Source organism: Psychromonas sp. psych-6C06, from assembly GCF_002835465.1.
Classification (GTDB): Bacteria; Pseudomonadota; Gammaproteobacteria; order Enterobacterales; family Psychromonadaceae; genus Psychromonas.
This window is the reverse complement of the sequence record NZ_PIZM01000005.1, coordinates 77,573-103,127: the sequence shown is the minus strand read 5'-3', so window position 1 is coordinate 103,127 and position 25,555 is coordinate 77,573. Positions and strand designations below refer to the sequence as shown.

Here is a 25,555-nt window from a genome sequence, read left to right as displayed (position 1 = left end):
AACAATAACCCTACTTATTACAATGTATTTAAAAAACAAGTACTTAAATATCATCCAAAAATAATCTACAGTTCTTTGTGTCGCTAAATATGATAGCGAAAAATAGTAGTTTACAACGCCCAAGCAATGAAAACATGCCATGGAAAGGCACGACAATTAAACGTTCTCGCCCTCTAGCGATGTTTCATTATCAACACACAAAGGAATGATGGTATGAAAAAAAGCATATTAACTGCTTCAATACTCAGTGCAATAACATTAAATGCATTAGCTTCTGCGCCTAGCGCCCCAATATTAAATAAGCAATATAACAATTTCAGTTTAGTTACTATCGTGGCTGAATCTGATACCTATAAAAAACAAGTGACGCGCGTTGATAAAATTGACTTGCCAATCACATGGTTTCCGGCTTTTACTGGCGATAAAGGCACATCATGGCAGGTATTGATTAACGATGAAGTCGTTTCATCAGGTATTGGTGAAGGTGGTAATACCGTTGCCTCTATAACGCATGGTGGCTTAAAAGAAATAGTCGTGCGCGCCTGTAATAACGAAGGCTGTACGGACAGTGAAAGGGATATGATTGTGATTGCCGATACTGATGGCTCACACCTTGCCCCACTAACACCCAAAATTTCCTCGGATACCCCATATTACCAACAAACTCCAGACCAAATCGTCGGCGCTTACTTTACTGAGTCGAGTGTTTATGAAAAAGAGTTTTTTATTGAAAATATACCTGCGACTAATTTAACTCATATTATTTATGGTTTTATTCCACTTTGTGGAGATAATGAATCCCTTAAAAAAGAGGATGAAACTGGTTGGAAAGTATTACAAAAAAACTGTACCGACAGCCAAGATTATGAAATGGTGATCCACGATACCTTTGCAGCTTTAGGTACGCAACGAGGGTCTGAAAAAGTGATGACCATTGACGGTAAAGCAATCGCATTCAACGACATCGGTGCTGGTAACTTTGGCCAACTAATGGCACTCAAACAAGGCCAACCGCACCTAACTATCTTGCCATCAGTTGGCGGCGCAACGTTATCGGACCCATTCCATGGATTCACTAATAAAGCCAATCGCGATACCTTTGTTGCATCGGCGAAGGAGTTCCTAAAAACATGGAAATTATTTGATGGTCTAGATATTAATTGGCAATTTCCCGGAGGTGGCGGTGCGAATAACCTACTTGGCGATCCTGTCAATGATGGTCCTGCTTATGTGGCATTAATGCAAGAGTTACGCGTGATGCTTGATGAGTTAAGCGCTGAGACAGGAAGACAATATGAGTTAACCACAGCGATTGGCGTTAGCTGGGATAAACTTCAAGATGTCGATTACGCGCAAGCGGCACAATACCTCGACAATATTTTCATGATGCCTAATAATTTAACTTCAGAATGGGCAACAGAAACAGGTCATCCATCAGCGCTTTATTGTAGTGCGACAACCAACACCGAGCAATGTGAAGGGATTGGTGAATTTGCACCTTCTGCACAGAGCGATCAAACCGCTCCCGATTATGCACCACTTGGTCGCCCATCATCCACCGTAGCAAACGCAACCCGTTTATTACTCGCACAGGGCGTACCAGCCGATAAATTAGTATTGGGTACCTCTATGCATGGTCTTGCTTGGCTCGATGTACAAATAGAAGATGGCATCACGCCAAGCAGTGCAAGTGGCCACCCTCTTCTCGATAAGTCAGTATTAGAATTTCCAAATCAAAGTGGCATCATTGACTATCACGAATCACTAAAATATATCGTTGCTAACCCCAACGCAAACTACTACTGGGATGAACAAGCACAAGCTTCTTTCTCATGGGATAGCCTAGGCAAAGTATTAATCGCTTATGATACACCACAATCAATTGCGGCCAGAGGGGATTTTCTTCAGCAACAGGGCCTAGGTGGCATGGTGGCATGGCACATTGATGGCGATGGCGGTAATGAAGAGTTACGACTATTAAATGCGATGAATAAAGCCGTCGGTAATATTAAGGGAGAGCTCGCCCCTACTCCGACGCCAACTTCAATTCCAACCATCGCGCCGACACCCATTGCCGTAACGCCAACATTAAAACCGAATGCCCCCGTTGTCATTTATCACAGCAATGCAGGCCCGGATATTAAAGTCGAAGCAAGCTTTAACGCAACTACAGTGACGTTATCTGGCTTAGCGTCAACAGTGCAATATTCATTGAATGGTGATAAACAAGCGATTACCGATGAAGAGGTGAAATGGACGAAAGTGGTCGCTGGTGAACCCGATGTTGTTATTTCCAATGAACTGGTGACTACAGTGACCTTAGCGTCGTGGATGCCATCCTATGCAACCTGTCCAAACATCCAAAAACCACGTCAAATCGAGTATCAATTAACTGTCGGTAACGATACTGACTCAGTGATTATTTCACAGGATCATATTATGCTTCCACTCGCATGCCCGACGCCTTCTTTGCCACCACAACCAACGATACCACCAACAGTATCACCAACGCCGCCACCGACCCCCCTACCAATTACAGGTACTGAGGATATTATGACGTTTACACTTGGTGAAACGTTAGTAAAAAATGGCGATATCGTGCGCTATGCAGATAGTTGCTTTGAAGCAAAAAACAATCCAGGAAAATGGGAAACACCACGTTCAGGCTCTTGGTTTTGGAATGATGTAGCCTGCGAGCAAACACCCGCTACACCAACACCACCCGCGACACCAACTGCGCCATTGCAACTTGTTACGCCAACTCCAACCCCAACAATAACACTCACACCCACACTAAATATCGATTATTACTATCATAGTATCCTTTACAACAGCGATGCCGGTGAAGATGTTATTGTGGAGCCATATGATGATCGTGTTGTCATTTTAGACAGCTCTCAGTCAACCTGGAAAGCCTCTTATACCTATGACTTTCAACCAGCAGGCTTTGGAGAGTGGAAAGCAATAACACCGGGAGCGCCAGCGCCTGTTACTGTTGATCAGCGCTTAAATACCACCACAATCACCTTAGATGATTGGGCAGTAACGAACCTTTGCACAACCGATGACTTATTGATACCTCAGCCCCCCGTAAGAACTTACCAATATGAGCTAACTGTTGGTACTTCATCAGATACTATGACAGTGACACAATATGCAAAAATGTTACAACCTAACTGCAGCGGAGCTCCACAATGGAATGCCGATAGCATCTATCAAAAAGGTGATGAAGTAGTAATGAATGATATTACTTATATTGCCTCATGGTGGACACAAGGTGATAAACCCGATACAAGCGGGGAATGGGGAGCATGGCGCGTTAAATAATTTAACATTAGCTCAAAACGAAGCTTTACCAGTAAAGCAGAGCAACTATTAATTCGTTTAATTAAATAAGGGATGCACTAGCATCCCTTATTTTTTGCGATAAAACTCAAAAAGTGCGCTGGCATTACTACTCTTTTAATAAACTAATCACCCCTTTTAAAGCATTAATAAAAGTAGTCACTTCAGCAAGCGTATTATACAAAGAGAAAGAAACGCGCACCGTACCAATGCAATTCAAGGCAGATAAAAGTGGCATCGCACAATGACTACCACTGCGCACCGCAATCCCCTGTGCATCGAGTAACATGGCAATATCACTGTGATGTTCACCGTCAACTGTAAAGCTAATCGCGCCCGATTTAGCAATACCTGCACAAAGTACAGTGATTTCGGGTATCGAAATTAACGCACTCTCTGCCATTGAAAGCAACATCTGCTCATGTAACATCAGCATTTTACGATCGTAACTATTTACAAAATCAATCGCGCTCGCTAAACCAATCACCCCGGCAATATTGGGTGTTCCCGCTTCAAATTTAAAGGGCAGATCATTATAGGTGGTACCTGTAAAACTCACCGTTTTTATCATCTCACCTCCCCCCTGCCAAGGAGGCAATGCGTCTAACAGATGTTGCTTGCCATATAAAACCCCAACCCCCGTTGGACCAAATAGTTTATGTGCAGAAAAAAGATAATAATCACAATCTAGCGCTTGGACATCAACCTGAAGATGCGCAACTGCCTGTGCGCCATCGATGATCACTTGCGCGCCGACCTGATGCGCTAATGAGATCATCTCTTCGATTGGGTTAATAATCCCTAAAGCATTAGAAATATGTGCAACGGAAACAAACTTAGTTTTTGGCGACAGTAATTGTTGATAAGCAGCAATATCTAAACAATATTCATCGGTTAGCGGAATCACTTTTAATTTAATACCCACCTTTTCTACCAGCATCTGCCACGGCACAATATTAGCGTGGTGCTCAAGTGTACTGATAATCACCTCATCACCAGCCCTCAGCTGTGAAGAAAAAACATGTGTTAGTAAGTTAAATCCCTCGGTTGTCCCCTTCGTCCAAACGATCTCTTTACAGCTTCGCGCATTAATAAATTGGCATACTGTTTCACGCGCTTTTTCAAAAGCAGTTGTAGCGCGATTACTTAATTGATGGCTTGCACGATGCACATTGGCGTTATCGTTAAGGTAATAATGGCTAATCGCATCAATCACTTCACTTGGTTTTTGAGTCGTCGCTGCATTATCTAAATAGATAAGCGGGTGGCTCCCCATCTGTTGCGCTAAAATTGGAAACTGTTCACGAAACTCATTCACAGAAAAGAACTTATTAGCCATTTAAATAGGGCTCCCAAAAAAATAAATGATTGAAAATAGCAGTAACTTGCCACTTTAACGGAACAATTTTACTCACAATATAGATATATGAACAGGCATTAACGATTAAAGCGATACGACATCAGTACTATTGATGTTATATTCACAAAAATGGAAAGTGATATAAAGGACTAACAATGTTTAAACACCACCTCCCCCACTTCGTTAAATATTTCTCAATCAGCGTATTACTGTTATCGATTGTTGCATGTGATGACACGATGCAACGCTTGCCAGAGGTGACTGTTGATCATTGTGCCACCATTACCCATAAACCCGCCACCAGCTTAACCGATCAACTAGCGCCCATTGCCAATAAAATGAAAGATAAAACCGGGGTTTACATATTAGAGCAAAGTACAGAGGCGCTGTTAACAAGAGCATGGCTAACCGAATACGCCGAACAAAGTATCGATATTCAATACTTTATTTTCTCAACAGATAACATTGGTTTAATCGCCACAGATTACTTAGTACAAGCGGCAAACCGTGGTATCAAAGTACGCTTATTAGTAGACGATATTATGATTGATGCTAAGGGAGATGAACTTTTGCAACTCGATGCCCACGAAAATTTGTCGGTACGCATATATAACCCGATGGCTAATGTCGGTAAGAATATATTTCAAAAACTGGGTAATTTAGTCACTGACTTCCACGGTTTTAATCAACGTATGCACAATAAAACATTCACCGTCGATGGCAAAGTGTCAATTACTGGTGGCCGTAATATTGCCGATGAATATTTTGGCTACGATCACGGGTTTAATTTTAGAGACAGGGATGTGTTACTGATTGGTGGCGAAGTAAGTCGCGTACAAGGCTCTTTTGATGAGTTCTGGGATAACCCGCTCAGCGTACCGGTGGCTAATTTGGTTAAACAGAAATATAAAAAACCAGACTATACGCCATTACATCAATACGCCTGTGATCCAATCAACTTTCTACCAGAAATTCGCGCACAAATTCATAATATGCCCGCGACTATCAAAGCGATTCAAAATAGCGACCAACTGCATTGGTTAGATGATATCGAATATGTCTCTGACAAACCGGGAAAAAATGATCAAAGCCAATTTCTTGCAGGTGGCGGTTTATCAACCAAACGATTAATCGAACTGACACAAAGTGCAAAACACTCGATTACTATTCAAACCCCCTACTTAATCACTACCGATCTCAGTCAAAATTTGTTTAAAAAGCTTATCGACAATGGTGTTAGCATTAAAATCCTCACCAATAGCCTTGCTTCTAATGATAACTTTGAAGCCTTTAATGGTTATCAGCGCGTGCGCAAATCACTACTTGAAATTGGTGTCGAAATTTATGAATTTAAGCCCGATGCGCAAATTAGGAAAAAGGTGATGTCAGAGGAGATGCACCGTCAATTAACCACACCACCTATCTTTACTCTACATGCAAAATCGATGGTGATTGATGATGAAATTACCGTCATCGCAACCTTCAATTTAGATCCACGTAGCGCAAACCTCAATACCGAGAGCATTACAGTAATTCCATCGACTAAAATTGCAAAACAGGTAAAAGCGGGAATGTTGGTTGAGATGCAACCCGAAAATGCATGGCAAACAACATTAACATGGAATCCAGATCATTTAGTCAAAACCAGTACACGCTTAAAAGTAAAAACGCGCCGTATTGTGCCTAAAAGCATACTGTAATTCGTAGCCATAAAAAAACCTATCAACCAATGGCTGATAGGTTTTTAATAATCTAAATAAAGAAAGTAAGAGTAAGCACTTACAACCCTGCTCTTCCCTCAATCATCAGACGTTTCATTTCGGTCACAGCCGATGCAAAACCATCAACCACAGCACGTGCGACAATCGCATGACCAATATTAAGCTCAATAATTTCAGGTAAAGCCGCAATTGGTTTTACATTGTGGTAATTAAGACCGTGGCCAGCATTGACTTTAATACCCGCCTTCGATGCATAAGTCGCAGCTAAGGCAATACGATTTAACTCAGCTAGCTCAACTTCCTCGGTTTCTGCATCTGCATATTGTCCTGTATGCAGTTCGATATATGCAGCACCAGTTTTAATAGCGGCATCAATTTGATCGTTTTCAGGGTCAATAAACAGGGATACTTGAATATTGGCAGCATTCAAACGCGCGACAGCATCGGCGACCTTAGCAAAAGAGCCAACAACATCTAAGCCACCTTCTGTGGTCAGCTCTTCACGTTTTTCCGGTACTAAACAGACAAAAGCAGGTTGCGTTTTAATGGCAATCTCAACCATCTCATCGGTAACAGCCATCTCAAGGTTCATACGTGTTTGTAAGGTTTGTGCTAAGACGGCGACATCACGATCTTTAATATGACGACGATCTTCACGTAAATGGATAGTAATGCCATCCGCGCCCGCTGTTTCGGCAACAGCAGCTAAATGAGCAGGCTCAGGATAACAAGTACCACGTGCATTTCGCAGTGTTGCAATATGGTCGATATTAACGCCTAATAATAATTTACTCATGGACTTCCTCTATTTCGCACTGTTAAACAGCGCGCGACTATGTAATGGTTTTCCGCCCAATAGGTGGGCTAATGCTTGCCGACAAAAACGTTTAGCGGCTTGTATCGTATCTGGTTCACAAAAGTTGCGTTCAGCGAGTGCTTGAATCTGCTCTCCTGTATAAATATGTTGTTTGTTATGAATCGCTTGTTTAGCAAAAAACCCAGCTTGTTGCTGGTATTGATATTCGAACCCACACTCTAATAACTCGCCACTGTAGATATCTTCCTCAAAATTAACACCATATCCTAGTGTTTCCAATAGGGTTAACTCAAAATTACGCAATGCTATCTGCGGATCGTCATCGCCTGCAATCGCTAGCAGTGTATCTTGATAACTATTAAACAGCCCATCACAGGCCGTTTCTGCTTGCAACAAGCGATACAAAAGCTCATTAATATACATCGCCATGTACAAGCGGTTACCCGCCAATGGAACAACCTGAGTTTTAGCTTCAAGGGATTTTACGGTTTTTAGATCACCACGACCAAAATAGGTTGCTTGCAACAAGGTAAAGGGCTGTGCAGAGCCTCGACGCATCCGTGTACCACTACGGCCACCTTTAAAAATAAGGCTAACTTTGCCCACATCCTGACAGAAGAGATCCAGTAACTGGCTCGTTTCTCGATAGGGCCGTCGATGCAGAATAAAAGCGTTGTGACACTCAATGGACATAAATTGGAAAGCTCTTAGCTGATGATAAATTGTGCAATCAACATTCCTAAATAGTAATTTAAGCGCAAAGAGATTTATCACTAATCAAGGCGGAAATACGCAGTTTGCTACTGCAAATGAGTATTTCCAACGCAGAGTTGTGTTAAATATCGACGCGCTTATTTACTATAGTCGTCAGAGTAGCCAAGGCTATGCAATGCTCGCATATCGTCTGACCAACCCGTTTTCACTTTCACCCAAACCTCAAGGAAGACTTTTGCATCAAACAACTCTTCCATATCAAGTCGAGATTGCATACTGATAGCTTTGATTTTTTCGCCTTTATTACCGATAACCATCCGTTTTTGGCCATCACGTTCAACTAAAATCAGTGCATTAATATGCAACATACCATTAGCTTGCTGCTTAAATTGCTCTATCTCAACGGTCACCGAATAAGGGAGCTCATCGCCTAAGAAACGCATTAATTTTTCACGCACAATTTCTGATGCCATAAAGCGTGATGAACGGTCAGTAATATAATCTTCAGGGAAGTAGAACTCCGACTCCGGTAGAATTTCTTGAGACCACTGGCGAATCTTTTCGATGTTATCGCCCTTCTTCGCCGACATTGGTAAAATATGTTTGAAGTTGTAACGCTTTCCTAGCTCTTCTAAGTGTGGCAACAATAACTCTTTATCTTCGACATTGTCGATTTTATTCACCGCAAGAATAACCGGACATTTCAGGTATTCAAACTTGCTCAGTACCATCTCATCGTCTTCGTTCCAGTGCGTTCCTTCAACGACAAAAATAACCATCTCAACATCATTAATCGAACTTGACGCTGCACGGTTCATTAAACGGTTAATAGCACGTTTTTCTTCGATATGTAATCCGGGAGTATCAACAAAAACAGTCTGATAATCGCCATCTGTATCAATACCTAATATACGGTGACGGGTAGTTTGTGCTTTACGCGATGTGATACTCACCTTTTGGCCAAGTAGCGCATTGATTAACGTTGATTTACCAACATTAGGGCGCCCCACAATCGCAACTAATCCACATTTCTGTGTCATTCTGTTTCTCCCAAAAGTGCCACTAACATTTTGCCTGCGGCCATTTGCTCAGCTTTACGGCGACTAGTGCCAACGCCCTGCACCGCGTCAATACCATCGATGATACATGCCATGGTAAATTGTTGGTTATGTGCTTCACCTTTCACTTCTAATACTTCATAGACAGGCAGCGGTTGCTTACGAGATTGTAAATGTTCTTGTAAACGAGTTTTCGGGTCTTTTTGGCTAATTCCCGGTTTAATGTTTTTTAAACGACTATCGAACCAGCGCAATATCAGTGCTTTCGCAGTATCGATATCAGAATCTAAGAACACTGCGCCGATGATTGCTTCAACGCCATCTGCAATAATCGATTCACGACGGAAACCACCGCTTTTAAGCTCACCAGGGCCTAATATTAAACAATCGCCAAGGTTAAACTCTCGACCTATTTCTGCCAGCATTTTCCCACAGACAAGGGTTGCACGCATACGACTTAAATCACCTTCGGTAACCTTAGGAAAACGTAAGTAAAGATCCGTTGAAATCGCAAAACTCAAAATAGAGTCGCCTAAAAACTCCAAACGCTCATTGTGCGCACCTAATGCGCTACGATGCGTTAATGCTTGCTTTAACAGTAAAAAGTCGTTGAATTGATAACCAATACGCTTCTCTAAACGTTTTAGTTCATTGTCTTTCATATTGTCGCTCATTTAATTGCTCCAATACGTTCAAAACGTACGCCACTTGGTACCCACGTTGGCAATAAGCCATTTGGATCACGATAGAATTCAAAACTTATCCACGTTGCGACCGCTTTACCGACTAAGTTTTGCTCAGGCACAAATCCCCAGAAACGACTATCGGCACTGTTATCACGATTATCGCCCATCACAAAGTAATGGCCTTCAGGAACAATCCATTCATATTGATAGGTTTTCACATCGCTTTGCTGGTAGAAGCTTGCTGCACGATCTGGAATATGAGGAGAGATAAGTATTTGATGTGCCACCTCACCTAAAATTTCGCTATATACCTCAACCATACCCGGTTGATCTTTGAAGGTTTCTTTACCTAATAGCTGCGTGTCTAAGGCTTTGTAGTTACCACAGTTCTGTGATTCACAGGCAGGCTTAAGGTAAAGCTGTTTATCTTTATAAACAATACTATCGCCCGGTAAACCAACCACTCGTTTAATAAAATCAACACGTGGATCTTCAGGGTATTTAAATACCGCAACATCACCACGCTTAGGCTCACCAACAGGAATTAACTTGTTTTGCCATACCGGCTCTTTTACCCCATAAGAGAACTTCTCTACTAAAATAAAATCACCTACTAACAAGGTTGGCATCATCGAGCCAGATGGAATTTGAAAAGGTTCATATAAAAAAGAACGTAATACAAATACCACCGCAATCACTGGAAAAAGCGAACGAGCGTTTTCAATGAGTACATTTTCAGGATGGATTGTAGCCAGTGTTTTTTCATCAAGTCCAACTTCTGCTTGATCCTGTGCGGCTTGACGCGCAGCTTTACGTGCGGGTCCCCATTTAAGTTTATCGATAACCCAAACTATCCCGGTTACAAATGTCAAAATAACTAAAATTAGTGCAAATGTATTTGCCATTTTTATTTCCTATATTCAAAACACAAAATGCGTTGATTAAAAATCAACGCATTATTTAGATGAGGCATACTTATTGACGCTTATCCAATAAGTGCTCAGGGCGAGTCGATTTAGATATATCGTTGTAGACGAAAAAACATCGTTTAAATGTGCGTTTTCGACGAGAAAATATACTTAAATAGCTGCGACCTGAATAATTACCACTATTTATCTTTACCTATATGCAGCACTGCTAAGAACGCTTCTTGTGGAATATCAACGTTACCAACTGACTTCATTCGCTTTTTACCCTCTTTCTGTTTCTTGAGGAGCTTTTTCTTACGGCTGATATCACCACCATAACATTTCGCTAATACGTTCTTCGTTAGCTGTTTAACCGTTGAACGTGCGATGATTTTGCTTCCGATCGCGGCTTGTATTGCAATGTTGAACATTTGGCGAGGAATTAGATCTTTCATCTTCTCAACCAATTGGCGACCGTATGTTTCTGAGTTAGTGCGATGCGTTATCAATGCTAATGCATCAACACGATCACTATTAATCAGTACATCAACACGTACCATGTCCGCGACTTCAAACTTAATAAAGTTATATTCAAGTGAAGCATAACCGCGACTGGTAGATTTTAAGCGGTCAAAAAAGTCCATTACCACTTCACCCATTGGGATATGGTAAGTTAATGCCACTTGATTACCGTGATAGACCATGTTGGTTTGTACGCCACGTTTTTCGATACATAGGGTAATTACGTTACCTAAGTAGTCCTGTGGTACCAGCATATTACACTCAGCGATTGGCTCGCGAATTTCATGAATATTGTTAACCGCAGGTAATTTAGCAGGGCTATCCACGTACTGCACTTCACCATCAGTGGTTTCTACTTCATAAACTACCGTTGGCGCTGTGGTGATAAGATCAATATCGTATTCACGCTCTAAACGCTCTTGAATGATCTCCATGTGTAATAGACCAAGGAAGCCACAACGGAAACCAAAACCTAATGCCGATGAATTTTCAGGTTCAAAGAATAACGAAGCATCATTAATGCTTAATTTTGCTAAGGCATCACGGAAGTTTTCATAATCGTCAGAACTCACCGGGAAAAGGCCTGCATAAACCTGTGGTGTCACACGTTTAAAACCGCCTAACGCTTCCTCTGCTGGGTTGCTAACCGTGGTTAACGTATCACCCACGGGTGCGCCTAAGATCTCTTTAATGCCAGCAATCACGTAACCTACTTCACCGGCTTTTAATACGCCTGTTTCATACTGTTTTGGTGTGAAGTAACCAACCTTGCTGACAAGGTGAACGCCATCGGTAGACATTACTTTCATCTTGTCGCCAACTTTAATTTGGCCATGTTTAATACGTACCAGTGATACAACACCTTGGTAGCTATCAAACCATGAATCAATGATCAGCGCTTGCAGTGGCGCATCAAGATCACCCTCTGGCGGTGGTACTGCGCGTACAATCTCTTCTAAAACTAAATCAATACCTAAACCTGTTTTTGCAGAACAACGTACCGCTTCTGAAGCATCAATACCGATAATATCTTCAATTTCTGTTGCAACACGCTCAGGCTCTGCAGCCGGTAAATCAATCTTGTTTAAGATTGGCACCACCTCTAAATCCATATCTAGCGCGGTATAACAGTTAGCTAATGTTTGTGCCTCTACGCCTTGGCCGGCATCAACAACCAATAATGCACCTTCACAAGCGGCCAGCGAACGTGATACTTCGTATGAGAAATCAACGTGTCCTGGAGTATCGATAAAGTTAAGTTGGTAAGTTTCACCATCCTGCGCTTTATAATCTAGCGTCACACTCTGTGCTTTGATTGTGATACCACGTTCACGTTCAATATCCATTGAATCACAAACTTGAGATTCCATTTCACGGTCACTTAATCCACCACATGTGCTAATTAAGCGGTCTGATAGTGTCGATTTACCGTGGTCGATATGGGCAATAATTGAGAAGTTACGAATATTCTTCATGAAGCGTAAAATACCTGTGTTGTTACATGATAAAAATGGCGTCTTGATGACCGTCAATAAATGGCGGTCATTCTATCCAATTTATAACAGAATCACCATCTTTATCACACTTAGCCCGTCGCACCGTTATTTTGTTTTCAAATCCACACGACAAAAGTGGACTAATAGCATAGCAATCATTGATTTAGGCATGATATTATCTTGACAGACTAGGATGGTCGAACAGTAATGCTAAACATAGTATCGAGAACAATCAGCGTATCAACCAATACGCATTCCATGGATGGAAAGGAAAATGCCTGTAACTTCAAAATCGATAAAAATCGGCTTGATGATTTTTGTCGTCTCGTTTTTTGTGATTGCGTTTATCGCCAAAAACGTTATTCAACACTTCCCAAACTCAGCAGATGAATACGCCTATGTATTTCAAGCAAAAAACTTTGCTCAAGGAAAAGTGTATAGCGACATTCACCCTAAAAGTGTCGCTAACGAACACTTACAACCGTATTTTTACTTAGTTCATATTGGTGAGAATGAGGGACGTTATTATGGTCGCTTCCCTCCTGGTTACTCATTGTTATTAGCACCAGCGGCTTTAATAGAGGAACATTTTGCTATCAAGCTTTATTGGACTGTTAATGCGCTGTTTGGTGCAGCGACAGTGTTGCTGTTATTTTATTTTTGCAGGCGTTACTTTTCCTCGAAAGTCGGCTGGATTGCGGTATTACTAACACTACTTAACCCTTGGTTTTTATTAACATCGGGTTCATTTTTCTCGCACACGGTCAACGCTTTTTTTATTGGTTTAGCACTGTTTCTGTTTTTTAATAGCGTGCAACAAAAAGGCTCAAAGCAAGGTAACAAATTGCTCTTTTATAGCGGTTTAGCTTTTGGTTTTGCATTAATCACCCGCTACTTAGATCCGCTACCTTTTTTACTGCCACTACTGGTTTATTATCTCTATCAGTTAAATCAGCAACAACGTTTTAACCTACAAACATTAGTGAGAGAAATAGCATTATTTTGTGCAGGCGCATTCTGCTTTTTACTGCCTTTATTAGCCTATAACCAACATTTAACCGGTGATGTATTAACCACCGCTTATCAATTTTATAATCCTCATGATTCCGGTACGCGTTTCATCTTCCAAGTACATACAGAACACGGAGATAGCTTTGATTTTAGCAAAATATGGGAGGTCGGCTATCTACAACGCACAGTGCCAAACGTTGCTCTGCTGTTTAATTGGTTTGTTTGGGCCTGGGCGCTTTTATTATTACCACTGTGTTTATTTAAAGGCAAAGATGCCAAAGTGAATAGACACAGAAGTTTAATCATCGCATTATTGGCAAGCATTCCTGCTGTGATTATTATCTACCTCTTATATGGCGGTCCTCCAGCAAATCAATATGGGCCACGCTATTTTTATGCTTTTTACGTGCCCATTGCGCTGTTAAGCGCACTTTCTTTATCGTTACTACACGCTAAAAATCGTTACGCAAAAGGCTTGTTTTACGCCTTTACCCTCATTTTTTCGACCCTTTCACTAAAACAATTAGTGCAAGCTTCTGATTATTTTCAAGAGCAAATATTTGAGCGCACTAACCTGTTTCGCACGATTGATGATGCGCAATTAGACAACGCAGTGGTGTTCTTAACCTCACATTCAGGCACAATGCATCCCGTTGATTTAACTCGAAACGCTCTCGACTTCAGTAATGAGGTGCTTATCGCACAATCATTAAATGGTAACTATCAAGCGTTGATGAAACACTATCCTGATCGCGCCTTTTATGAGTATTTCTATCGTCCTAATCGCGAGTTTGGCGTGCTACAACGGATTTATTTAGATGAACAAGATCAAGTCATTACAGGCCTGCTAAATATTAATTTACAAGCATATAGGATGAAACAAACAGGACTGTTGACGACCTATTTTGATGGCTTAGATTTTAAAAAGACCATTCTTAAACGCATTGAATCCGGCATCAATGTCGATTGGGGTTATCAATCTCCCGATGGTATTACTCAGAGCGATAACTTTTCAGTGCAGTGGCAAGGACTTATTCACTTAGCAGAGAATGGAGAATATGAGTTTGTGCTCGAAAGTGATGATGGCGCACGATTGTATATTGATGATCGTATCTTAATTGATAACTGGGGCTTTCATGGTGTTGAACGAAAACACAATAAACGCCATTTCAAGGCGGGATATCATCGCATCGAAGTGGATTACATGGAAGCAATGGGAGGAGCAACTATCCGCCTATTTTATAAAACACCGCAAGGGAAATTGCAAAACATCCCAAGCACATCGCTCCACCCTAAAAAGTTAAAGGATGAAGAATAATGCGTTTAACTAAAATTAAGGCGCTATTTACTGTTCCTAGCGCACTATTTTTCCTTTCATGGTTATTTATTGGCGCTACCATCAACCTGCAAGACCAACGTGTTTTTAACCTACAGCAAATGGGTATTGATGCCATTGTTGAACATGGCACTTACACACTTGGACACAGTAAACATCCGAATTTACAACCGCTTGGAGATGTATTCTGGAAAGATGGACAACGCTTTGCAGCTAAACAACCGGGACAATTTACACTCGCAGCCATCCCCTATTTTGCGATTCGCGCACTCGGTTATAACTACAACGACAACTACGATTTGACCGCCTCATTGGTAACCTTTTTTTCAACCAGTTTCATGTCCGCACTCGCCATAATGTTACTTTATAAAACCTTATTGTTATGGCGTTTTACCCCACAAGTCAGCTTATTTGCACTTTTTCCACTGGCTTTCGCTAGTCCTTGGTTGATATTTTCAGGCATTGAGCACCACGACATTATGGCCAGTAGCTTGATAATTTATGCGCTGTACTGCATCGAGAAAAATGCCCTTCAATATGACAATACACGACACCCGCTTGCCTTTTTAGCGGGACTATTTTTAGGCTTAGCGATTTTTGTATCGATGCTACCAGCATTGATAGTGGCGGCTATCGGTTTATATTCAATCAGTCGTTTTAAAATAAACAATAGTATTGCTACTGGATGTGGTTTTTTACTCGGGCTGTTACCACTGGCTATCTATAACGGTTACTATTTTGGTAGCCCATTAACGCAAGCCAATGTCGCGGGCAACTATGCAGATACCTTTTTTAACTTTAGTTGGGCGCAATTTAGTCATCACTTAAACGCCTATTTTGGAATCGGTGGACTGAGTCTTTGGTACTACTCACCGCTATTAATGCTTGGTTTTGCCTTTTTTATGTGGACTAAGCAGTTAGCATTGCAAACTCGTGTATTTATATTTTTAGCTATTCTGCTACACCTATTTTATCTGCTTAATATTGAAACACTAGGCACTTGCCAATATGGCCCACGATATTTGATTCCACTGCTTCCCTTTTTCACCATTGGGCTTGCTGGCATAGTGACGCGATTATTAAATCGAGATCCCCTTAGCTTTGGTATTGGTTATAGTGCTTTAGCCACTTATTCATTTATCGTGACGTTATTTGGTGCCTTAGGCGGAGTTTTATACTGCAACTTGCCACGCTTTGCCCTACTGCAATACATGGGCGAACTGCATCGTTACCACCTTGATATGTTGCCTTTCTTTAGCGTTGCGAGCAGTGCCATGGTAGCAATACTCCTATTAATACTGTTATTCCGTTTTTTCATTCAAAAAGGTAGATAATTTAAATGCGTTTTTATTCACTTGATGCCCTGCGTGGTTTGGCAGCTTTAATCGTGGTTTTTTTTCACCTCAGTCCTGGGTGGCCGGGTTACCTTGCTGTTGATATGTTCTTTATTTTAAGTGGCTTTATCCTCAGCTTTCGTTACTTTGATGAGCAACAAAATAGCGACCATCGCCAAACAACCTTAACGCAATTTACCCTTTTACGTTTAGCACGACTATGGCCATTGCATATCTTCACCCTGTTCACTATTTTAGCGGTCTACCTTGCCACCAATAGCATGCCAAACTTTGGTGATGGTGCAACACTAAGCTTTATGTCGCATTTCTTCCTGATTCAAAATACAGGCTTTACTAACTACTGGCTCTCTTGGAATGAGCCGAGCTGGAGCATCAGTGTTGAGTTTTGGGTTAATTTAGTGGTATTTGCGTATGTCGCTAAAAAGGGTAATACGCTGCTATTACTCATTTTATCACTGGCGGGTTATATTTTATTAAGTAGTCAATACCATCATTTAGACCTGCATATTCACCTTTTATGGGGATATCTCAATGCAGGCTTAGTACACTGCTTTGCGGGGTTCTTTTTAGGCATGGTGGTCTATCGCGCCTATCGTGCCATTGAACAGATGCCTACACCCAACTATCGGCCGATAACGAAAAAACTTATCATGACCGTGATTGAAATTGCGCTATTAGTGGCCTGCTTTTACCTCATGGTGCATACCAATATTCGTGCACGCACCGACTTTATCGCCCCCATGCTATTTTCAATCACTATCTTGGTGTTTGTATTTCAAGCAGGCTGGTTGAGCGATCTTTTTCGCATCACTCGTTTAGATTACTTAGGTACCCTATCCTTCTCTATTTACCTTAACCATTTCTGGTTATTGGCTTTATATAAAGCACTACATATTCCACACTACGGATTTACTACCAACACCCTTTTATGGGTATTTGGTGCGCTTATTCCACTGTCAGTTTTCACCTATTATCTGGTCGAAAAACCGGGTCAGAAGTGGATGATAAAAGGGGCAAAAAGATTGAAGCTTTTATAGTAAAGAAGTTTGTAGGTCCTTATAAAAAAGGGGAAGAAAGTAAATGCCTGTCAGTTAAGGGCTGATGGGCATTTGATGCTAAAACCCACTTGTATCTTTAAATTAACCTTACGTTATATCCATCAGATCTTCTGTCAATTTTTAGCACTCACTCTCAAATCAACAAGGGTTTAAAACTATACGCAGTGTTTTGCTGATTAGTATTTATTCGCACAATCACACCTAAAAATCAGAAACAATAATGATATTTGGCGATAAGCACTTTATTAAAAAGGTGCAGTGTCATTAGAGCAAATTGTAAAATAATGCTAGGGTGATAAGCAGTACTACCGTTAGCGTTATAAGGATGTAGTGATGCGTAATAACTTAGATATTCAAAGTATTGATGTATTGGTTAAAATGTATGAATTAAGCAATGTAAAATTGGTGGCTAACTCACTTGATAAATCTTCTAGTGCAATCAGCAAAATTCTTTCAAAATTAAAAATTCATTTTGAAGATCCCTTGTTTGTACAAACTAAAAGTGGCTTTGAACCGACTCCATTTATGGAGGATAATATAGGCTATTTTGAGCATATCCTTTCAAACCTTGATGCTATCCAACATACGAGCTTTAATCCGCAAACATTAAAACAAGATATCATCATATATGGTGCACCATTATTTTTAGACCGCTTTGCAGATAAGTTATACCTAGAAATACGTAAACAAGCGCCAGTGGCGAAAATATTCATACGTCAATGGAACTTAGAAGCGCGATCACGCTTAATTGCTGGCGAAGATGCTGTGCTTTTTAACGCCTATGATGAAACGCTGCCGCAAGTAATGATGCAAAAAACTATCTGCGATATCTCCCCTACTTTTTTCGTGCGTAATAATCATCCCGCACACACATTTCAAGAGCTACAAGCATTTCCATTAGTTATAACAGGTAATGCAAGCCAAGATCATTTTCGTTATCCACTATTGCAACGACTCAATGCAATAGGCAATAAGGTTATCTGCCATGGTGAAATCGAGAATACGCTTGCGATTGAAAATCTGGTCAGATCTTCTGATATCTATTCTGTGACCATGGGACAGCAGTTTCCCGAAGGTTGTCGCGCCATCGAATTGCCTTCTCTTTCTGATTTTAACCTCAACTTAGCGATGATTTATCACCGAGTAAAACAGAATGATCCGCAAAAGAAATGGTTATTTAAACTAAGTGAGAAAATAATTAACCATCAATAAGCATCAGATTTACAGCTATTATTTCCCAATGTTTAATTCGGATTAGTATTTAGCATAGTTGCCAAAATGGAAATGCCGGCTTTCCTACTTATTTGATCAATGTCTCAGTATATTATCTTCATCGACTAACAAACAAAGGTGAAGAACATGAAAAAAATACTCTTTATAACACTCGCTCTATTATCAACTTCAGTTTTCGCAACAGGCTCTTCACAGTCAAATGCAGGCTTAAATGGCGATCTTATCCAGAAAGCAACTGCAGCAGGTTTATCTACTAATGAAGCTGTTCAAGGCGTTGCAACAGGTAAAATAACCTACGATAGCATTGCTAAAATTGCAGCTGAAAATAATAAATAGATGAGTTTATCGAACAAATCACAAGAAGGATTTATACCAATTCCGCTAATATAGTGATCAAATATTACGCAGGAAAAAGGAGTTAGTTCAAGGCGAAAATTGATGCAAATGGTTGTTCCCTTTACGAAATTTTTAACGCTGAAATAGCTTCTTTTAACCAGTAAGATTGAACAGTTATTTAGTGGATTTGGTATTACCATATTACTTGCTAATTCCGATACAAAAAATGGGCCTGAGGCCCATTTTTTTCGTGCTAATCGCCTTAAAGCTTATAAATGATAAGCGATATTTACACCGCCGAAATAACCACCGCCTTGTTGCCCTTCGAATGCATCGCTGGCTTTTTGTGTAGAAAATATTATCCCCCAATCCCCCCAATCTAGTGTTAAACCTAAACTCAACAGTGTTTGAGTGTTAGTTAACTCAGCAGTATGACTTTCTTTAAAGGTATTACCATCAATAGAGACATCATTAAAAACATAAGACCCAAAAGCAGAGGCAGACAAAGACCAGTTAAAGTCACTTTTACCTTCAAAATTATTAACAGCTCGCGCAGGCGCAGGCGTTATATAAGCAAAACTTTTTACTAGATTACTACCGATTCGAAAAGACAACCCGGTTGTCGCATTGCTTTTTAAGTTCCCCAGCGCAGCGCTATTGTAAAAATTTGTATCGAATTGAAGTGATCGGCTTAAGTTATAATGATACAAACGACGAATATGCTCGGCATCAATTTGAAACACTAACTCGTTGGAGATTTGATTATCCCAGCCACGTGGCTGTTCAGAATCAGTCATTTGGTGTATCACCTTTTGCGTTTGCTCTGCTAATGAAGCAGGGCCTGCGATACCGAGTGTTAAGCCTAAGCTGTTGGCAATGTTACGATCAAAACTATGAATTCGCGTTGTCCATGTTAATGTTCCGGCATAGGGTCGATCATCTTCTATCAGCTGTTCTTCCTGTAAGTCAGTAGGTGTATATATTTTTTGAGTAATGGAATAATTAATTGAAAAATGTTCACGGTTTTTATCGTTTAGATAGGTCCAACTACTGAGAGCACGGATCCAATTTGGCATGTCGACTTCTTCAAAACTATTTTTAGTATCATAGCCCCAAGCAATAATACCGCCGTTGGTATAACCATCATCACTTTTATGATTAATAGAAAACATATCGTTTTCTAAGGTAAAAGCGACCCACATGTCACTGCTCGTTTGGAGGGGGCGTTCAGCTTGCTTGGACTCTGTTACTTTACTCTTTTCTTGTTTTACATTTATCTCCTGTGCAAAACAAACATGCGTTAGCATCAAGGTGGATGTTAACAAGGTAAGGTAAACTAATTTAGCTTTTGTTTTATGAATCATAATGTCATCCTTTAACGAGGCAACTTTCCAAATACAATCGGTACCTATTTATCCCATTTCCATCACCCAGCGACATCGAGCCAGCAAGCATTATAAAATAAATGGTCAGGTCATGACTTTATTTAAAAAGTGATGAGCCGACTAATATTATATTAGTGACAAAATAATGGGCACCAAGTGCCCTTTTTTTAATTAATACCAATCGAATTAAGTATGTGATCTAAATTTTGCGTTGAAAAGTGACTTAACTCAAGGCGAAATTTGACGTAAATGATTGCTACCTTTACGAAAGTTTCAAGGGAGAGGTAAGTTTCTTTAACCAGCAAAAGAGATCAGCTATTTCTGTAATGACTTCATCAATACCACGCAATACAAAATTTAAACGACAAATATCAATAGATGATAGCACTTACATGGCTAAGGTTTTCTGTAGATTTTCAAATACCCACTCCACAATCAAGTTATGATGCATCATATTAAATACGTAGATATACACCAAGATCAGTAATGGTATAAACACAATACGCACCTCTTTACGGGTCAGTATTTGGTCGTAGGCAATTACAATGGCTAATGGTGCGATAGGGATAAGGTATCGGCTTACATCTTGGTGGAAAATAAATAGGCAGAAGGTATACATAATAGCGGCATACCAAAAGAACAGCTGTTTACGCCATAACATCGCGACACCACAACCATAAATTCCATACATGACGAGGTAAAACTCCGCTGACTGCGCGTTACCGCTCGATGCATAATATTTAAAGATATCAACAGGAGAGCCATGGATCAATGAGTTATTCCAACTAAAATAGGCAAAAAAATCACCAAATTGGTAATGGTGGAAAGTAAAGGTTAATAACAATGGCAAGGCACCAATCGACAGCCAAGGTAACACTTTCCATTTACGCTCCTTAACCAACATAATGAAATAGGCACCACCAATTAAGATACCTACAATACGGGTTATACTCATCATTCCACCGAAGAAAAAGGCCAAAATATAGTGGCCACGGTGATATGAAAGTAAAGACGCAAAGGTGAAGAATAAAAAGGTACTTTCGGTTGCACCAATACTGTGTGTAAGCAGATAACGCGCAGGAATAAATAAGCTAATAAATGCCGACCACATTGGACTTTCTACCGCTTTGGTCTCTTTGAGTAGCTGATAAAAAGTTAACGTGGCTAATACTGTGTACATCAAGGTAGTAAAAATCATCGCATTGTTGTATCCCATAAAGGAAAACAAGCGAATGGTCATCGGATAAATAGGTAGATGACAGGCAAAATAGGCCTGCGTAGTACCGTAAGGCGTTAAAGGGTGATCAGCAGGAATATCGTATAAAGTTTTTGCAACGTAAGCATAATTAGGGCCGTCCCACTGACGAAAAACAGTGTCGAAATCCCCCGCTATCCAAAATGGAATAAACAGAATAATACTCGATAATATCGCCAATCCAGCGAGTGTTACATAGGCTTGTTTGCCCTCGGTTGATTGAGCTACCCAATTGTTCAGGGAAGCAGTAATGCCTTGCATATCAGTAGTCCTTTACTGTTATATCAAACGAAATAAATAGTGGCTCTCTTTTCTGACAGAAATTTAGCTCACATACTTATTCGATTGTTTTTATTTAAATACCCAAAATTTATTCAACATGAAAATTAATATTGGGGTGACAAAAGTTAATAACGCTAAGTAGAAATAGTGGTGCAGATGTAACACTTCCAAAATGAGAAATGACCAAAATAGATTAACTGCAAAACCAAGTAGCGCTGTTTTTAAAAATTTAAAAAAAGCGCTACGTTTATCTGCGAGTTGAATTGTTTGCGCCTTAAAGGTCCAATGAAATTGGCCTAAATAGGAAACAGTAAAAGCAACACAAAAACCAAGTATATTAGCGAAGAGATGGTGAAATTGTAGTTGGTCGAAGGCAACATTAAACACCAACGCATGGGTTAATGTTGCTCCTACGCCAACAATGGCGAATGACACTAACTGTTGAAACAGTGTGTTAGTCGCCAACTCTCTGAGTAGTTTCATGGTGATTATTCTATTTTTTGGCGAACACGGGAGGCAGGTTGAGTAACCGTTTGATCCTGTTCTTCATGACCGTAATAACCTTCGATAACGTAAAGCGGACGGTTTTTCACCTCTTCAAAAATACGCCCGATATATTCACCTAACACACCAATACCAATCAGGTTTAAACTGCTGAAAAACAGAATAAGGGTGATCAACGATGCGTAACCCGGTACATCAACACCAAAGACTAAGGTTTTGATAATCACGAAGGTTAAATAAGCAAGTGATGCAAAACCTACACATACACCGGCATACGTCCAGATTCTTAGTGGTGCGGTTGAGAATGAGAAGATACCATCCAAAGCAAAGTTCCATAACTTCCAATAGTTCCACTTTGTCGTGCCGGCAACACGTGCAGGGCGACTGTAATAAACGTAGTCTTTCGTGAATCCCGGAAATGCGAATAAGCCTTTCATAAAACGTGCTTTTTCTGGCATTTTTTGTAACACATCGACAACCTTTCGGTCGACAAGACGATAGTCACCGGCATTTTGTGGCATATCGACTTTACTCATGCGGCCAATTATTTTGTAAAATGCCGTTGCTGTTTTACGTTTAACGATGCCGTCGTCACTTCGGTCTTTACGCACCGCAATCACTGAGTCGGCACCTTCACGCCATTTTTTCACCATTTCAGGGATCAAGTCAGGTGGATCTTGTAGATCAACATCCATCGGAATCACCGCCTGACCTTTGGCGTAGTCGAGACCCGCAGTTAATGCGGTATCTTTACCAAAGTTACGAGAAAGGTTAACCAGTTTGACGTGTCGCTCAGGATCGGCGACACGCTCTTTAATTATCTCAAGGGTACGGTCGGTACTGCCATCATTAACAAATACAATCTCGTAAGAGTTTACTGATTGCTCAATAAAAGGGGTAACGGCGTCAAGAAAAAGATCAATACTCTCTTCTTCATTTAAAACGCACACTACAATGCTTAATTCTGGATTAACTACCATAAAACTATTCCTTTAGTTGTCATTATTTAGGTCGTTGTTATTCATATAAAACGCGTCCTAAATGGCACCACTCAAGAGTGCCACCATTTATAAAGTCCAGTAAATACTATTACTGGCGTATATCTTCTTGATTTTCAAACAACACCTTACGTGTCCAAATTCCTTTTGCCGTTTGGTGTTGTGGGCTAAAACGTTGCCATGTGTAATCTGCTTTAATTTGCTGATCAATTAACTCAAAACTGCCCGCATCTTGATGACGCTCTAAGATAACATAATTAACTTTATTTGCTTGTAACCAGTCCGCAGAATTGGCTAATTTACCTTGATAAAAGAGTCTAATTTCATTGGTTAAGTTCCAAACCTGTGGCACATCACCATGCCAAGTGCGAAGGTGTGAAGGCCACCCCAACAATACCGCTTTGTCATTAAATAGCGCATAAATACTAGAGTTCATATAAGCGTTATCAGGTAAGTTTTCCAGCAACACACCAAAGGGCTGCGCTTGTAAATAATTAAACATGTCTCGATGACTACCATCGGCAGTATACCAAGCATGCCCAGAAAGTTTACCCATTGCACCTTTACTTGAGTATATCCAATGGCGCGCAACATCATAGGCGTAAACGTTCACTAACAATAAAACGACAATGGTTGACCAACGGATCCACTTTTTGCTCGATCCTAAACAAACTGCACCGAGTGAAATAATACCGCCGACATAGATCCAACCCCACCACTTCATCACACTGTTGGTACGTAGGTACTTACCCTCAGTTGGATCGTCAATGTAAATCATTTCAGAAACAAACAACATAAAGGCAAATGTGAGTGCAATGGTGATGCTCCATTTGCGATATTTAGGTTCAAACAGTCCCATTACAATAAGTAATAATAATGGCCACAATAACACTAAAAAGCGCGAAATAGGGGTATGATCAAAACCAGTCACCAGTTTCACCGGTGTGCTTAATGAGCCATTAGCAAAATCGGTGAAGAAAGGATAAATCAGCATACCTGCCAGCAGCCCTCCCCCAATTAACCAATCCCAATTGACCACTTTTTTATCCCAGTAGCGATAAGCGACCCAGCCCATTAATAACAGACCTTGAAGTGGGAACGTCCAAGTATTGGTAATAATCATCACAGGCACACTTAGACCTAATAATGCTTGTAATAGCTTAACTTGCACGCCACGCTCAATAGCGGCGAGTAATGCAAGCGTAAACAGCAAGAGGAAGAAGCCACCTAATGGCGGATGGTAGTCCCCAACAAAGAACTGATAACCAAAGTTTTCCATTGGCAGCTCGCGAGGTTCCCAATTACTACTCGGTAATGGATCAGGCGTCGTAGATGGGAAAATGGTACGCGACCAATCATTCGCATTATGTAACTCATCTAAATTGACATCTTCTCGCGATCCCACAAAGCGCGCGCTATAAATAAGCATTTTAAAGGCATCGGTTGCTTGTCTATGTTTATAACTCGACGCTTCCTGCTCACTATCATTTTTCGGCCCTTCTACGCCATTAAAGGCGATATGTGCAAGGGGCGAAATACCTGTTCCACCAAAGACCATAGTGGCAACAAGTAATACTTTAAGGGCGCGACTTTTAATAAATTTACTCGCAACCGACCATGCAAGGGTGATACTTAACGCCATGATCAAACCAAAAGCGACATTATAAGTGGTGCCGGGGTCAAAGTTTAAAACACGACCGATAAGAGCCGCAGCATAATGCTGAAAGGCATAATAAAAATCGAAAGCGTGTGGCGGATTCCAGTTATCAATAGGCGGTAAGGTATTACCCGGTAAGTAGTTACTAATAAAGTAAAGATCGGTAATTCGCTCAGATGATGGGTAGATAGTTGGGTAACTATAGCGCCACGCAAAGCTGTAGAAAAACACCATCGCGAATAATAACTCTGAACGCCAAAAACGTTTTTCAGCGGGCAATGCGTGGTGCTTATAAACCAGAAGTAGCGACAGTGCACTACTAAATGGCCATAACCAATTTAAACTGCCCAGACCAATAAAATGCTCAATGAAAAAAAGCACTAAACAGACCACAATAATGCCCGTCGAACGCGCTAAATGGTGATCTGGTAAAAAGCGATAACTGGCAAGGGTTAGGCCGGCGATATTCAGCCATAACAGCCCCATTGTCAGTACTAAGTAGATAGTTTGCATGTTAA

The 25,555-nt window shown here is 40.7% G+C and carries 19 protein-coding genes; 7 read left to right on the top strand and 12 right to left on the bottom strand.

Translation table 11 applies throughout. The annotated features are described in order from the left end of the window. Positions 1–213 precede the first annotated feature (213 nt). Positions 214–3,327: a glycosyl hydrolase family 18 protein gene (locus CW745_RS08295; RefSeq protein ID WP_101108181.1), complete on the top strand. Its 3,114-nt coding sequence runs from the start codon at positions 214–216 to the stop codon at positions 3,325–3,327. 127 nt (positions 3,328–3,454) lie between these two features. On the opposite strand, the gene CW745_RS08290 is transcribed toward CW745_RS08295, so the two are convergent. After that, positions 3,455–4,684 (bottom strand): cysteine desulfurase, encoded by a 1,230-nt coding sequence (locus CW745_RS08290; protein WP_101108180.1) that lies wholly within the window; start codon positions 4,682–4,684, stop codon positions 3,455–3,457. A 176-nt stretch (positions 4,685–4,860) separates the two neighbouring features. Between CW745_RS08290 and CW745_RS08285 the strand changes: the two genes are divergently transcribed. Then, positions 4,861–6,405, top strand: coding sequence for a phospholipase D family protein (locus CW745_RS08285; RefSeq protein WP_202973178.1), 1,545 nt, complete (start codon positions 4,861–4,863; stop codon positions 6,403–6,405). A gap of 79 nt (positions 6,406–6,484) precedes the next feature. Here the strand turns inward: CW745_RS08285 and pdxJ are convergent, their stop codons facing one another. From pdxJ to lepA, 6 genes are all read right to left on the bottom strand, one after another. Further along, the gene (gene pdxJ / locus CW745_RS08280) at positions 6,485–7,222 is read right to left on the bottom strand and encodes a pyridoxine 5'-phosphate synthase (RefSeq protein WP_101108179.1); all 738 of its coding nucleotides are present in this window, start codon (positions 7,220–7,222) and stop codon (positions 6,485–6,487) included. 9 nt (positions 7,223–7,231) lie between these two features. Beyond that, the gene (recO, locus tag CW745_RS08275) at positions 7,232–7,936 is read right to left on the bottom strand and encodes a DNA repair protein RecO (protein WP_101108178.1); all 705 of its coding nucleotides are present in this window, start codon (positions 7,934–7,936) and stop codon (positions 7,232–7,234) included. A gap of 158 nt (positions 7,937–8,094) precedes the next feature. After that, positions 8,095–8,997: a GTPase Era gene (era, locus tag CW745_RS08270; protein ID WP_101108177.1), complete on the bottom strand. Its 903-nt coding sequence runs from the start codon at positions 8,995–8,997 to the stop codon at positions 8,095–8,097. Continuing rightward, entirely contained in the window at positions 8,994–9,677 is a 684-nt protein-coding gene (gene rnc / locus CW745_RS08265; RefSeq protein ID WP_101108245.1) for a ribonuclease III, read from the bottom strand. Before rnc ends, era begins: the two co-directional genes overlap by 4 nt. Positions 9,678–9,685: 8 nt before the next feature. Further along, positions 9,686–10,606: a signal peptidase I gene (gene lepB / locus CW745_RS08260; protein WP_101108176.1), complete on the bottom strand. Its 921-nt coding sequence runs from the start codon at positions 10,604–10,606 to the stop codon at positions 9,686–9,688. Between the two features lie 203 nt (positions 10,607–10,809). After that, positions 10,810–12,606: a translation elongation factor 4 gene (lepA, locus tag CW745_RS08255; protein ID WP_101108175.1), complete on the bottom strand. Its 1,797-nt coding sequence runs from the start codon at positions 12,604–12,606 to the stop codon at positions 10,810–10,812. Between the two features lie 295 nt (positions 12,607–12,901). On the opposite strand from lepA, the gene CW745_RS08250 reads away from it, so the two are divergent. The 5 genes from CW745_RS08250 to CW745_RS08230 all read left to right on the top strand — a co-directional run bounded on the left by CW745_RS08250 (position 12,902) and on the right by CW745_RS08230 (position 18,956). Beyond that, entirely contained in the window at positions 12,902–14,956 is a 2,055-nt protein-coding gene (locus CW745_RS08250; protein ID WP_193755566.1) for a PA14 domain-containing protein, read from the top strand. Further along, positions 14,956–16,308 (top strand): hypothetical protein, encoded by a 1,353-nt coding sequence (locus CW745_RS08245; protein WP_101108173.1) that lies wholly within the window; start codon positions 14,956–14,958, stop codon positions 16,306–16,308. The genes CW745_RS08250 and CW745_RS08245 overlap by 1 nt, the downstream gene beginning before the upstream one ends. A 5-nt stretch (positions 16,309–16,313) precedes the next feature. Next, on the top strand, positions 16,314–17,366 hold the full coding sequence (locus CW745_RS08240) for an acyltransferase (protein ID WP_101108172.1): 1,053 nt from the start codon (positions 16,314–16,316) through the stop codon (positions 17,364–17,366). Between the two features lie 354 nt (positions 17,367–17,720). Then, positions 17,721–18,599, top strand: a complete 879-nt coding sequence (locus CW745_RS08235; protein WP_101108171.1) for a LysR family transcriptional regulator — start codon at positions 17,721–17,723, stop codon at positions 18,597–18,599. Between the two features lie 147 nt (positions 18,600–18,746). Beyond that, complete coding sequence (locus CW745_RS08230) at positions 18,747–18,956, top strand: hypothetical protein (RefSeq protein ID WP_101108170.1); 210 nt, start codon at positions 18,747–18,749, stop codon at positions 18,954–18,956. Positions 18,957–19,225: 269 nt separating this feature from the next. Here CW745_RS08230 and CW745_RS08225 read toward each other — a convergent pair whose 3' ends face one another. The 5 genes from CW745_RS08225 to CW745_RS08205 form a co-directional block, all read right to left on the bottom strand. After that, entirely contained in the window at positions 19,226–20,320 is a 1,095-nt protein-coding gene (locus tag CW745_RS08225) for a lipid A deacylase LpxR family protein (protein WP_101108169.1), read from the bottom strand. A gap of 409 nt (positions 20,321–20,729) precedes the next feature. Then, positions 20,730–21,857: a hypothetical protein gene (locus CW745_RS08220; protein ID WP_101108168.1), complete on the bottom strand. Its 1,128-nt coding sequence runs from the start codon at positions 21,855–21,857 to the stop codon at positions 20,730–20,732. A 90-nt stretch (positions 21,858–21,947) separates the two neighbouring features. Continuing rightward, positions 21,948–22,361 carry a GtrA family protein gene (locus CW745_RS08215; RefSeq protein ID WP_101108167.1) on the bottom strand — a complete coding sequence of 138 codons (414 nt, stop codon included), beginning with the start codon at positions 22,359–22,361 and terminating at the stop codon, positions 21,948–21,950. Positions 22,362–22,366: 5 nt separating this feature from the next. Beyond that, on the bottom strand, positions 22,367–23,362 hold the full coding sequence (locus CW745_RS08210; RefSeq protein WP_101108166.1) for a glycosyltransferase family 2 protein: 996 nt from the start codon (positions 23,360–23,362) through the stop codon (positions 22,367–22,369). A gap of 109 nt (positions 23,363–23,471) precedes the next feature. Beyond that, positions 23,472–25,550 (bottom strand): DUF2298 domain-containing protein, encoded by a 2,079-nt coding sequence (locus CW745_RS08205; protein WP_101108165.1) that lies wholly within the window; start codon positions 25,548–25,550, stop codon positions 23,472–23,474. Between the last annotated feature and the right edge of the window lie 5 nt (positions 25,551–25,555).

Excerpts from the sequence above, each read along its gene's own strand:
- CW745_RS08295 (WP_101108181.1), top strand. The coding sequence starts at position 214 with ATGAAAAAAAGCATATTAACTGCTTCAATACTCAGTGCAATAACATTA.
- CW745_RS08290 (WP_101108180.1), bottom strand. The coding sequence starts at position 4,684 with ATGGCTAATAAGTTCTTTTCTGTGAATGAGTTTCGTGAACAGTTTCCA.
- CW745_RS08285 (WP_202973178.1), top strand. The coding sequence starts at position 4,861 with ATGTTTAAACACCACCTCCCCCACTTCGTTAAATATTTCTCAATCAGC.
- pdxJ (WP_101108179.1), bottom strand. The coding sequence starts at position 7,222 with ATGAGTAAATTATTATTAGGCGTTAATATCGACCATATTGCAACACTG.
- recO (WP_101108178.1), bottom strand. The coding sequence starts at position 7,936 with ATGTCCATTGAGTGTCACAACGCTTTTATTCTGCATCGACGGCCCTAT.
- era (WP_101108177.1), bottom strand. The coding sequence starts at position 8,997 with ATGACACAGAAATGTGGATTAGTTGCGATTGTGGGGCGCCCTAATGTT.
- rnc (WP_101108245.1), bottom strand. The coding sequence starts at position 9,677 with ATGAAAGACAATGAACTAAAACGTTTAGAGAAGCGTATTGGTTATCAA.
- lepB (WP_101108176.1), bottom strand. The coding sequence starts at position 10,606 with ATGGCAAATACATTTGCACTAATTTTAGTTATTTTGACATTTGTAACC.
- lepA (WP_101108175.1), bottom strand. The coding sequence starts at position 12,606 with ATGAAGAATATTCGTAACTTCTCAATTATTGCCCATATCGACCACGGT.
- CW745_RS08250 (WP_193755566.1), top strand. The coding sequence starts at position 12,902 with ATGCCTGTAACTTCAAAATCGATAAAAATCGGCTTGATGATTTTTGTC.
- CW745_RS08245 (WP_101108173.1), top strand. The coding sequence starts at position 14,956 with ATGCGTTTAACTAAAATTAAGGCGCTATTTACTGTTCCTAGCGCACTA.
- CW745_RS08240 (WP_101108172.1), top strand. The coding sequence starts at position 16,314 with ATGCGTTTTTATTCACTTGATGCCCTGCGTGGTTTGGCAGCTTTAATC.
- CW745_RS08235 (WP_101108171.1), top strand. The coding sequence starts at position 17,721 with ATGCGTAATAACTTAGATATTCAAAGTATTGATGTATTGGTTAAAATG.
- CW745_RS08230 (WP_101108170.1), top strand. The coding sequence starts at position 18,747 with ATGAAAAAAATACTCTTTATAACACTCGCTCTATTATCAACTTCAGTT.
- CW745_RS08225 (WP_101108169.1), bottom strand. The coding sequence starts at position 20,320 with ATGATTCATAAAACAAAAGCTAAATTAGTTTACCTTACCTTGTTAACA.
- CW745_RS08220 (WP_101108168.1), bottom strand. The coding sequence starts at position 21,857 with ATGCAAGGCATTACTGCTTCCCTGAACAATTGGGTAGCTCAATCAACC.
- CW745_RS08215 (WP_101108167.1), bottom strand. The coding sequence starts at position 22,361 with ATGAAACTACTCAGAGAGTTGGCGACTAACACACTGTTTCAACAGTTA.
- CW745_RS08210 (WP_101108166.1), bottom strand. The coding sequence starts at position 23,362 with ATGGTAGTTAATCCAGAATTAAGCATTGTAGTGTGCGTTTTAAATGAA.
- CW745_RS08205 (WP_101108165.1), bottom strand. The coding sequence starts at position 25,550 with ATGCAAACTATCTACTTAGTACTGACAATGGGGCTGTTATGGCTGAAT.